Origin of the sequence: Acidovorax sp. M14 (genome assembly GCF_049331375.1) — a bacterium.
In the GTDB taxonomy this organism is placed as follows: Bacteria; Pseudomonadota; Gammaproteobacteria; order Burkholderiales; family Burkholderiaceae_C; genus Acidovorax.
This window is the reverse complement of sequence record NZ_CP186263.1, coordinates 394659-403534: the sequence shown is the minus strand read 5'-3', so window position 1 is coordinate 403534 and position 8876 is coordinate 394659. Positions and strand designations below refer to the sequence as shown.

12 protein-coding genes are annotated in these 8876 nt (G+C 63.9%); 5 read left to right on the top strand and 7 right to left on the bottom strand.

Annotated elements, in window-relative coordinates:
• Position 1: 1 nt before the first annotated feature.
• Genes ACOYR4_RS01955 through ACOYR4_RS01940 form a run of 4 tightly spaced genes read right to left on the bottom strand, consistent with a single transcriptional unit; the run spans position 2 to position 2203 of the window.
• On the bottom strand, positions 2 to 472 hold the full coding sequence (locus ACOYR4_RS01955) for a F0F1 ATP synthase subunit B (protein WP_015012211.1): 471 nt from the start codon (positions 470 to 472) through the stop codon (positions 2 to 4).
• Positions 473 to 506: 34 nt separating this feature from the next.
• Entirely contained in the window at positions 507 to 776 is a 270-nt protein-coding gene (atpE, locus tag ACOYR4_RS01950) for a F0F1 ATP synthase subunit C (RefSeq protein WP_015012210.1), read from the bottom strand.
• A 55-nt stretch (positions 777 to 831) separates the two neighbouring features.
• Positions 832 to 1710 carry a F0F1 ATP synthase subunit A gene (gene atpB, locus ACOYR4_RS01945; protein WP_015012209.1) on the bottom strand — a complete coding sequence of 293 codons (879 nt, stop codon included), beginning with the start codon at positions 1708 to 1710 and terminating at the stop codon, positions 832 to 834.
• A 19-nt stretch (positions 1711 to 1729) separates the two neighbouring features.
• Entirely contained in the window at positions 1730 to 2203 is a 474-nt protein-coding gene (locus tag ACOYR4_RS01940; protein ID WP_209816478.1) for an ATP synthase subunit I, read from the bottom strand.
• Positions 2204 to 2501: 298 nt separating this feature from the next.
• Between ACOYR4_RS01940 and ACOYR4_RS01935 the strand changes: the two genes are divergently transcribed.
• The 5 genes from ACOYR4_RS01935 (at position 2502) to ACOYR4_RS01915 (ending at position 6214) form a co-directional block, all read left to right on the top strand.
• Complete coding sequence (locus ACOYR4_RS01935) at positions 2502 to 2819, top strand: YbeD family protein (RefSeq protein ID WP_422848457.1); 318 nt, start codon at positions 2502 to 2504, stop codon at positions 2817 to 2819.
• Positions 2820 to 2842: 23 nt separating this feature from the next.
• Complete coding sequence (gene lipB / locus ACOYR4_RS01930; protein WP_422848456.1) at positions 2843 to 3538, top strand: lipoyl(octanoyl) transferase LipB; 696 nt, start codon at positions 2843 to 2845, stop codon at positions 3536 to 3538.
• A 15-nt stretch (positions 3539 to 3553) separates the two neighbouring features.
• Positions 3554 to 4534 (top strand): lipoyl synthase, encoded by a 981-nt coding sequence (lipA, locus tag ACOYR4_RS01925; protein ID WP_209816481.1) that lies wholly within the window; start codon positions 3554 to 3556, stop codon positions 4532 to 4534.
• Between the two features lie 29 nt (positions 4535 to 4563).
• Positions 4564 to 5277 (top strand): AraC family transcriptional regulator, encoded by a 714-nt coding sequence (locus ACOYR4_RS01920; RefSeq protein WP_422848455.1) that lies wholly within the window; start codon positions 4564 to 4566, stop codon positions 5275 to 5277.
• A gap of 103 nt (positions 5278 to 5380) precedes the next feature.
• Entirely contained in the window at positions 5381 to 6214 is an 834-nt protein-coding gene (locus ACOYR4_RS01915) for a DMT family transporter (RefSeq protein WP_422848454.1), read from the top strand.
• 114 nt (positions 6215 to 6328) lie between these two features.
• On the opposite strand, the gene ptsP is transcribed toward ACOYR4_RS01915, so the two are convergent.
• From ptsP to ACOYR4_RS01900, 3 genes are read right to left on the bottom strand one after another with little or no spacing between them, the layout of a single operon-like run.
• Positions 6329 to 8098: a phosphoenolpyruvate--protein phosphotransferase gene (gene ptsP / locus ACOYR4_RS01910; RefSeq protein ID WP_110961978.1), complete on the bottom strand. Its 1770-nt coding sequence runs from the start codon at positions 8096 to 8098 to the stop codon at positions 6329 to 6331.
• Between the two features lie 53 nt (positions 8099 to 8151).
• Positions 8152 to 8421 (bottom strand): HPr family phosphocarrier protein, encoded by a 270-nt coding sequence (locus tag ACOYR4_RS01905; RefSeq protein WP_056058887.1) that lies wholly within the window; start codon positions 8419 to 8421, stop codon positions 8152 to 8154.
• On the bottom strand, positions 8390 to 8842 hold the full coding sequence (locus ACOYR4_RS01900; protein ID WP_015012200.1) for a PTS sugar transporter subunit IIA: 453 nt from the start codon (positions 8840 to 8842) through the stop codon (positions 8390 to 8392). Before ACOYR4_RS01900 ends, ACOYR4_RS01905 begins: the two co-directional genes overlap by 32 nt.
• Positions 8843 to 8876: the final 34 nt, after the last annotated feature.

The following is an 8876-nucleotide window of genomic DNA, read 5'->3' as shown; positions in this document are numbered from 1 at the left end:
CTTACAGCTCGGTCTTCAGGCGGTTGAGCAGGTCGGCATGGACGCCAGCATTGACTTCCTTGCGGAGAATCTGCTCGGCACCCTTGACGGCCAGCGCTGCCACCTGCTCACGCAGGGCTTCGCGGGCTTGGACCGTCTGCTGCTCGGCTTCGGCGCGGGCTGCAGCAACAATCTTGTTGCCTTCCTCTGTGGCGCGGGCCTTGGCTTCTTCGATGATGGCCTGGGCACGACGGTCGGCGTCCGCAAGACGCGAGGCCGTTTCGTTGCGCGCCTGTGACAGTTCCTTTTCAACGCGCTGATTGGCAGCGGTCAGTTCGGATTTGGCACGGTCGGCAGCTGCGAGGCCATCGGCGATTTTCTGGGCTCGTTCATCCAACGCCTTCGCGATCGGAGGCCACACGAATTTCATCGTGAACCACACGAGGATCAGGAAGACGATGGCCTGAATGAACAGGGTCGCATTGATACTCACGGCAACACCTTTCTAAAGTGGCGTTGAACGGGAATTACTTGGGCAGGTTGGCCAAGAGCGTGGAAACGAAGGGGTTGGCGAAAGCGAACAGCAGGGCGATAGCCACACCGATCAGGAACGCAGCGTCGATCAGACCAGCCAAGATGAACATCTTGGTTTGCAGTTCGTTGATCAGCTCAGGCTGACGTGCCGACGATTCGAGGAACTTGCCACCCATCAGGGCGATGCCGATGGAAGCGCCGATAGCGCCCAGACCAACGATCAGACCACAAGCCAGAGCGACGAGACCGAGAATGTTTTCCATGATGACTCCTGAGTTAAAAAAGAAAAGTTAAGGAAAGAAAAAACGAAAGGGAAACTTAGTGCGCGTTGTGCGCCTGACCAAGGTAGATCAGCGCGAGCATCATGAAGATGAATGCTTGCAGCGAGATCACCAAAATGTGGAACAGCGTCCAGATGGTGCCAGCGATGACGTGGCCCACAGGCAGCAGCACACCCGACAGCGACAGGGCCGCAGCACCACCCATGAGGGCGATGAGCATGAACACCAGTTCGCCAGCGTACATGTTGCCGAACAACCGCATGCCATGGGACACGGTGTTGGCGACATATTCAATGATCTGCATGAGCAGATTCACCACGCCCAGGATCAGGGCGAAGATAGGATTCTTGCTGGTGCCAAAAGGAGCCGACACCAGTTCGTGCGCCCAGCCGCCAGCGCCCTTGATCTTGACGCTGTACCAGAAGCGCAGGATCAGGATGGCGAAAGCGAGGCCCAGCGTCGTGGAAAGATCGGCTGTGGGCACAACACGCAGATAAGCGTGGTGCGGGTCGTGACCTGCTGCGCCGTAGATCTTGGCCCAGATGGCGGGCAGCAGGTCCACAGGCAGCATGTCCATGAAGTTCATCAAGAAAATCCAGACGAACACCGTCAGACCCAAGGGAGCGATGAACTTGCGGCTTTCGGCGTTGTGGATGTTGGCCTTGGCCTGGTTGTCCACCATCTCGACCAGCATCTCGACCGCAGCCTGGAAGCGACCAGGCACACCCGAGGTTGCCTTACGGGCAGCTGACCACAGAATCAAAAGGGTGAGCGCACCCAGAACCAAACCGACGATGATCGAGTCGTAGTTGATGACAGTGAAATCAACAATCTTGGTCTGGTTGACGTTTTGAAGATGCTGCAGGTGGTGAACGATGTATTCACTTGCAGTCGGAGCGTGCGCTTCTGCGGCCATCGGACAACTCTTCTCTCTATCAATCGGTTTTTCGGACACCAGGCCGCACCAACAGTGCCACCCAGTACGTTTTCATTGCGACCACCATGCCAACCAGCAAGGCAATCCAGCTCAAGCCCGGCACCAGCCGAGGTGCCGCCGCCAGCAGCGCCACCGTCAACATGATCTTGGCGATTTCCCAACCAAAGAACCCCACCATGGCAGCCCGCGGATTGGATGACGCCTTGTGGCGCAACACACCGCGGGCAAACAGTGCAGCCGGAGCCACCACTGCCAGAGCGCCGTAGGCTGCAGACCAGCCCACCACCGCCCTGCCCGTCAGAACCCAGGCCACCAGGGCCACCAGCATTCCGACCAGCGCCTGACCTGCCACCACCTTCCACACCGAGAGGGGCGGATGGCGACTGCGCCACTGCTGCGCCTCTTGGGCCGTCAGGGGCTTGAAGTCAGATTCTTCAGCCTCAGTTTCAGTCTCTGGCGGGATTGTTTTCATTGATGAATGACGCCCGCGTTACAGACCGCAACTTTTACAAAGCCTCTAATTATAAGTAAAAACCCATGGCACCAGACAAAAACCCGCAAACGCGTCGGCGGGTTGCGCGTGTGCCCGCCCCGTTGTGGTGACGTGCCAACGGCACTGGCGCGCACAAAACAGCCTCGCCATGCACCGATCTGGCGCACGCCGAAAGGGCAGCGCAAAGAGCCTAACGCGCCTGTGGCGCACAATGACAGTGCGTCGCCAGCTATCGAAACCGCAGCACCCCACTCACCGCCACTCACCGCCACTCACCATGACATCCTCCAATCCGCCGCCCGCCAACGGCCTTGATCCCCAGGCCGCCGATCCACGCAAAGACTCGCTGATCGAATACCCCTCCAAGTTCCCGATCAAGGTCATGGGCGCCAAGGTGGACGGCTTCGTGCATGCCGTGACCGAAGTGGCGCGCCGGTTCGACCCAACCTTCGACGCCGCCACCATTGAACTGCGCGACAGCCGCGCGGGCAATTACCTCGGAGTAACCATCACCATCACGGCGACCAGCCGCGAGCAGCTGGACGACCTGTACCGTGCGCTGTCCTCGCACCCGATGGTGAAAGTGGTGCTGTAACCGCCGTCTCTGCAGATTGCGCCATGACGATCGATATCCGCCTGCTCGGCCGCGTGGACTACGCCAGTACCGTGCAGGCCATGCAGGACTACACAGCCACACGGACGCCGACAGACGCTGACACGCTCTGGATTTGTGAGCATCCACCGCTTTACACCCAGGGCATTGCAGGCAAAAGCGACCATGTGCTAGACCCGGGCGAGATCCCCGTCATCGCCACCAACCGGGGCGGACAGGTGACCTTCCACGGCCCCGGTCAGGTGGTGGCCTACCCGCTGATCGATCTGCAACGCGCGGGCTATTTCGTCAAGGAATACGTCTACCGTGTCGAAGAGGCCGTGATCCGCACGCTGGCGCACTTCGGCATCACAGGCCACCGGGTTGCCGGTGCACCCGGCATTTACGTGCGTCTGGATGACCCGCACAGCCACGCCATGCTGCCCCAACGCCCCCAAAAACGCACGGGCGCCGAGGCACCCACGCCCGACTTCGAAGGCCTGGGCAAGATTGCGGCGCTGGGCATCAAGGTCAGCCGCCACTGCACCTACCACGGCGTGGCACTTAACGTGGACATGGACCTGGAGCCTTACGACCGCATCAACCCTTGCGGTTACGCAGGATTGAAAACAGTGGACCTTTCTACAATCGGGGTCCACACCACCTGGGAAGAAGCCGCGCAGGTGCTGGGCCAGCAGCTCAGCATCCGGTTGGCGCCCTGAACTCTGCCTACAGCCATGAGCACCCCTGAAGTCGTCCGCGAAGCGCAATCCACTGAAGCCTACAACCCGCTGGCCAAGCAAAAGGCTGCGGCCAAGCTGTCGCGTATTCCGATCAAGGTGGAGCAAGGCGAAGTGCTCAAAAAGCCCGAGTGGATCCGCGTAAAGGCCGGCAGCCCCACCACCCGCTTCTACGAGATCAAGGAAATCCTGCGCGAGCACAAGCTCCACACGGTGTGCGAAGAAGCCTCGTGCCCCAACATCGGCGAATGCTTTGGCAAGGGCACAGCCACCTTCATGATCATGGGCGACAAGTGCACGCGCCGCTGCCCGTTCTGCGACGTGGGCCATGGCCGCCCCGACCCGCTGGACAAGGACGAGCCACTGAACCTGGCCAAGACCATCGCCGCGCTCAAGCTCAAGTACGTGGTGATCACCAGCGTGGACCGCGACGACCTGCGCGACGGCGGCAGCGGCCACTTTGTGGAATGCATCCAGAACATCCGCGAGCTGTCGCCCCAAACGCAGATCGAAATCCTGGTGCCCGACTTCCGTGGCCGCGATGACCGCGCGCTCGAAATCCTCAAGGCTGCGCCCCCGGATGTGATGAACCACAACCTGGAAACCGCGCCCCGCCTGTACAAGGAAGCGCGCCCCGGCTCGGACTACCAGTTCAGCCTGAACCTGCTGAAAAAGTTCAAGGCGCTGCACCCCAATGTGCCCACCAAGAGCGGCATCATGGTGGGCCTGGGCGAGACGGACGAAGAGATCCTGCAAGTGATGCGCGACATGCGCGAGCACAACATCGACATGCTCACAATTGGCCAATACCTGGCCCCCAGCAACAGCCACCTGCCCGTGCGCCGCTACGTGCACCCCGACACCTTTAAGATGTTCGAGGAAGAGGCCTACAAGATGGGCTTCAGCCACGCAGCCGTGGGCGCCATGGTGCGCTCCAGCTACCACGCGGACCAGCAGGCGCACGCGGCTGGCGTGTAAGCCCCAACGCACACCTCTCAAGGCCGCCCATGGGCCCGAATGGTCTGCTCTCGTTGCGACACTACGGCGCCTCGCCGGGCAGCCACAGCCATGGCCATTTCCAGATTCTGCTGGGACTCTCCGGAGCGCTGGACCTGGAGGTGGCGGGCCGTAGCGTGCGCGTGGCGCCCGGTGGCGGCTGCGTGATCGCCCCGGGCGACCGGCACGACTTTGAATCCACCCGTGGCAGCGTGTGCCTGGTGCTCGACAGCGCACATGTCGACTGGGCGCAGTGCGCCAGCCCGCGCCGTGCGACCACGCCGCCGGCAGACGCTTTGCCCCTGGCCCATTACCTGGCCAGTGCTTTGCAGCAAGGCCGCCCGCTGGCACAAGCCCATGGTCCCGCCCTGCTTCTGGAAGCCTGGCTCACCAGCGCCCGCCCCGGCGCATCCGCGCCCGGCCCCACGCGCGGACGCACCATCGACTGGGCCGCTCTGCAGCAGTGGGCCGCCCAGCAGTGGCACCGTGAACTGACCGTGGCCGACCTGGCTGCGCAGGTGCACCTGAGCCCCAGCCAGTTTGCCGCCCGCTGCCGGGACGACCACGGTATGGGCGCCATGGCCTGGCTGCGCGGCTTGCGCCTGGCGCAGGCCCGGGTGCTACGCAGCACGGGCATGGCGGTGGCTGAAGTGGCTCAGCGCACGGGATACCGCTCGCCTTCAGCCCTCACTGCAGCCTTGCGCCGGGCCGAGCACAACGCCTAAGGGCTAGCGACGGCAGGCAGCACCCTTCAAAAACCTCGGCGCGCGACGACACACCGGTGTTGCGCGACGATTCACTACAGCAGGCGCGCGTAAGCTCGGCGCCATGCAAGCCAACCTCTATGCCCTGGGCGCCATTGCGCTATGGGCTTCTCTCGCCTCGCTGGGTGTGTCCCTCACCCACATTCCGCCCTTCCTGCTCACGGGCATTGCGCTCATCATCGGCAGCGTGCCCGCATGGCCCTTTGTGCTGCGTGATCCGTCGCAGTGGCGCATTCCGCTGCGCACGCTGGCCTTGGGCGTGTATGGTCTGTTTGCGTACCACTTTCTGCTGTTCATCGCGCTGCGCCACGCGCCGCCGGTGGAGGCGAACCTCGTCAACTACCTGTGGCCGCTGTTCATCGTGGTGCTGTCACCCGTGGTGCTGCCGGGCGTGGCACTGCGACTGCCGCATGTACTGGCGGCGCTGCTGGGGTTTGGGGGCGCGGCCATCGCCATTGCAGGCGGACGCGAGTTGAGCGGCACGCTGGCCTGGGGCTACCTGCCCGCGCTGGCCGCCGCCTTCATCTGGGCCACCTATTCGCTCATGACCAAGCGTGTGGCGGCGTTTCCCACCACGGCCATTGGCCTCTTCGGACTGGTGTCTGGCGTGCTGTCGCTGCTGTGCCATGGTGTGCTGGAACCTTCCGTGGCGCTACAGCCGCGCGACTGGGGGCTGCTGGCGGTGCTGGGTCTGGGGCCGCTGGGAGCGTCGTTCTTTATGTGGGACAAGGCGCTCAAGCTGGGGGACGCACGGCACATCGGCATCCTGAGCTACATCACGCCGCTGGCCTCCACGGCGCTGCTGATTTTGGTGAGCGGCCGCACCTTCACCTGGAGCATTGCACTGGCCACCGCCATGATCATCAGCGCAGCGGTGATGGGAATGCGGGCGCGTTGACGGTAAAGGATCAACGCACCTGCGGCAGTAAAAAATAGGCAAATAGGTCGATAGCGCTAGTGGAATATGCCCTAGCAGCTATCAATTTGGAAGTAGCCACTGCGTCCCAGGGCGTCAGCCTTTGAGCAGCACGGCGGGCTCGTCGCCGTCCAGCACCTGCTGGGCCCAGGGGGCGAGCTTGCGCGTGTCGGCGCGCAGCACCTCTTGCTTGACGGCCAGGATCTGCGCCGGGTGCATAGAGAAGCTGCGCAGGCCCAGTCCCAGCAGCAGGCGCGTCATGGTCACATCGCCCGCCGTCTCACCGCACACACACACACTCTTGCCCTGGCGCTCGCCCTCGGCGATCACGTCGCCCACCAGGCGCAGCACGGCGGGGTGCAGCGGGTCGTACAGGTGCGCCACGGCCTCATCAGCGCGGTCGATGGCCAGCGTGTACTGGATCAGGTCGTTGGTGCCGATGGACAAGAAGTCGAAGTATTTGAGGAAGGTGCGCACCATCAGCGCAGCCGCAGGCACCTCGATCATGGCGCCCAGCTGCACCGGGCCGTAGGGCTCGCCACGCGCGTCTAGCTCACCCCGCGCCAGATCGACCTGAGCGAGCGTCTGCTGGATCTCGTGCGTGTGCGCGAGCATGGGGAACAGCAGGTTGACCTTGCCATGCGCCGCGGCGCGCAGCACGGCGCGCAGCTGGGTGCGGAACATGGCCGGATCGGCCAGGCTCCAGCGGATGGCGCGCAGGCCCAGCGCGGGGTTGAGGTAGTTGTCCTTGTGGGCCTTGTTATCGAGCGGCTTGTCGGCGCCCACGTCGATGGTGCGGATGGTGACCGGCAGGCCCTGCATGCCGTCGATGGCCTCGCAGTAGGCGCGGTACTGCTCGTCCTCGCCGGGCAGGTTGCCGCTTTTGCCCATGAACAGAAATTCGCTGCGGAACAGGCCCACACCGACGGCGCCCGCGCGCACGGCAGCGGCGGCGTCGCCGGGCTGTTCGATGTTGGCCAGCAGCTCGATCTTGTGGCCGTCGATGGTGATGGCGGGGGTGTGGCGCAGGCGCGCCAGCCGCTCGCGCTCCAGCTCGACCTGGCGCTGGCGAAAGCCGTATTCGGCCAGGATGATGGGCGAGGGATCGACGATGACCACGCCCGCATCGCCGTCGATGATGACCCAGTCGTCCTGCCGCACCAGCTGGCTGGCGGCGCGCGCACCCACCACGGCAGGGATGTCCATGCTGCGCGCGACGATGGCCGTGTGGCTGGTCTTGCCGCCCACGTCGGTCACAAACCCGGCGAACACGCTTTGCTTGAACTGCAGCATGTCGGCGGGTGAGAGGTCGTGCGCCACCAGCACCAGGGGCACGTCCACCGTGTCGTCCAACAGCAGGTCCTGCTGCAGGCCCAGTTGCTTGTGCCGGCGCGGGCTGCTGGCCGGTGGCGCCACGGGGCTGGCCACGCCCTTCATGTGGCGCAGGATGCGTTCGACCACCTGCTCCAGGTCGGCCTTGCGTTCGCGCAGGTACTCGTCCTCCATCTCGTCGAACTGGCGCGCAATGACTTCAAGCTGGGTGGTGAGCGCCCACTCGGCGTTGTACAGGCGCTCGGTGATCCAGTGCTTGACGCCGCCGGTGAGGGCCTCGTCCTGCAGCAGCATCAGATGCACGTCCAGCAGCGCGGTCAGCTCGTGCGGCGCGTCGGCGGGCATGTCGGTCTGCAGGCGCTGCAGCTCCTCGACCACCGCATTGCGGCCCTGGCGCACGCGCTCGATCTCACCTTCGACCTGGGAGGGTTCGACAAAGTAATGCGCCACATCCACCCGGCTGGACGCCACCAGCACGGCCCGGCCAATGGCAATGCCGCGTGCAACTGCGAGGCCGTGGACGGAGAAGGTCATGGTGGTGTGATCAAAGGTTCGGCGGGGTCAGGGCACAGGCGAGATGGGCAGGCTTATTCACCCTCGCCAAACTTGTCGGCAATGAGCGCCAGCAGGGCGTCCATCGCCTCTTGCTCGCGGTCGCCATTGGTTTCAAGCTCTACTTCGGAGCCGAGCCCGGCGGCCAGCATCATCACGCCCATGATGCTCTTGGCGTTGATGCGGCGCTCTCCCTTGCTCATGAAAACGTCACACGGAAAGCTGCCGGCCAGCTTGGTGAGCTTGGCCGACGCGCGGGCATGCAGGCCCAGTTTATTGCTGATGGTCGTACGGGTCTTGATCATGTCGGTTACGGCGGTTCTGGTTCTGCGGCGCGGAAATGGCCACCTGCATCACCCCTTGGGTGCCCCCCACCACGGCACGGCTCACCACGGAATCGAGCGGCTCGGCCCGGTAGCTCACGGCGCGCAGCAGCATGGGCAAATTGACGCCCGTCACCAGGCGCGAGCGCACGCCATCGACCAGGCGCTGCGCCACGTTGCAGGGTGTGGCGCCGAACACATCGGTCAGCACCAGGGTGGTGTCGGTGCCCAGCTGGTCCAGCATGATGCGCGCCTGGGCCAGCGATTCTTCGGGGGGTTGGTTGGGCTGCACATCGAGCGCAGCCACGCTGCTGCCGCAGTCGGCAAACACGTGCAGCGCACATTCGCGCAGCGCATGGGCCAGCGGGGCGTGGGCAATGATGAGGATGCTGGTGGGGCTCATGGTCACGACTCACGCCACGCGGAGATCAACGACG

What these genes read in the sequence shown, in the direction of transcription:
- atpE (WP_015012210.1), bottom strand. Translation starts at nt 776, where the DNA reads ATGGAAAACATTCTCGGTCTCGTCGCTCTGGCTTGTGGTCTGATCGTT.
- atpB (WP_015012209.1), bottom strand. Translation starts at nt 1,710, where the DNA reads ATGGCCGCAGAAGCGCACGCTCCGACTGCAAGTGAATACATCGTTCAC.
- ACOYR4_RS01940 (WP_209816478.1), bottom strand. Translation starts at nt 2,203, where the DNA reads ATGAAAACAATCCCGCCAGAGACTGAAACTGAGGCTGAAGAATCTGAC.
- ACOYR4_RS01935 (WP_422848457.1), top strand. Translation starts at nt 2,502, where the DNA reads ATGACATCCTCCAATCCGCCGCCCGCCAACGGCCTTGATCCCCAGGCC.
- lipB (WP_422848456.1), top strand. Translation starts at nt 2,843, where the DNA reads ATGACGATCGATATCCGCCTGCTCGGCCGCGTGGACTACGCCAGTACC.
- lipA (WP_209816481.1), top strand. Translation starts at nt 3,554, where the DNA reads ATGAGCACCCCTGAAGTCGTCCGCGAAGCGCAATCCACTGAAGCCTAC.
- ACOYR4_RS01920 (WP_422848455.1), top strand. Translation starts at nt 4,564, where the DNA reads ATGGGCCCGAATGGTCTGCTCTCGTTGCGACACTACGGCGCCTCGCCG.
- ACOYR4_RS01915 (WP_422848454.1), top strand. Translation starts at nt 5,381, where the DNA reads ATGCAAGCCAACCTCTATGCCCTGGGCGCCATTGCGCTATGGGCTTCT.
- ptsP (WP_110961978.1), bottom strand. Translation starts at nt 8,098, where the DNA reads ATGACCTTCTCCGTCCACGGCCTCGCAGTTGCACGCGGCATTGCCATT.
- ACOYR4_RS01905 (WP_056058887.1), bottom strand. Translation starts at nt 8,421, where the DNA reads ATGATCAAGACCCGTACGACCATCAGCAATAAACTGGGCCTGCATGCC.
- ACOYR4_RS01900 (WP_015012200.1), bottom strand. Translation starts at nt 8,842, where the DNA reads ATGAGCCCCACCAGCATCCTCATCATTGCCCACGCCCCGCTGGCCCAT.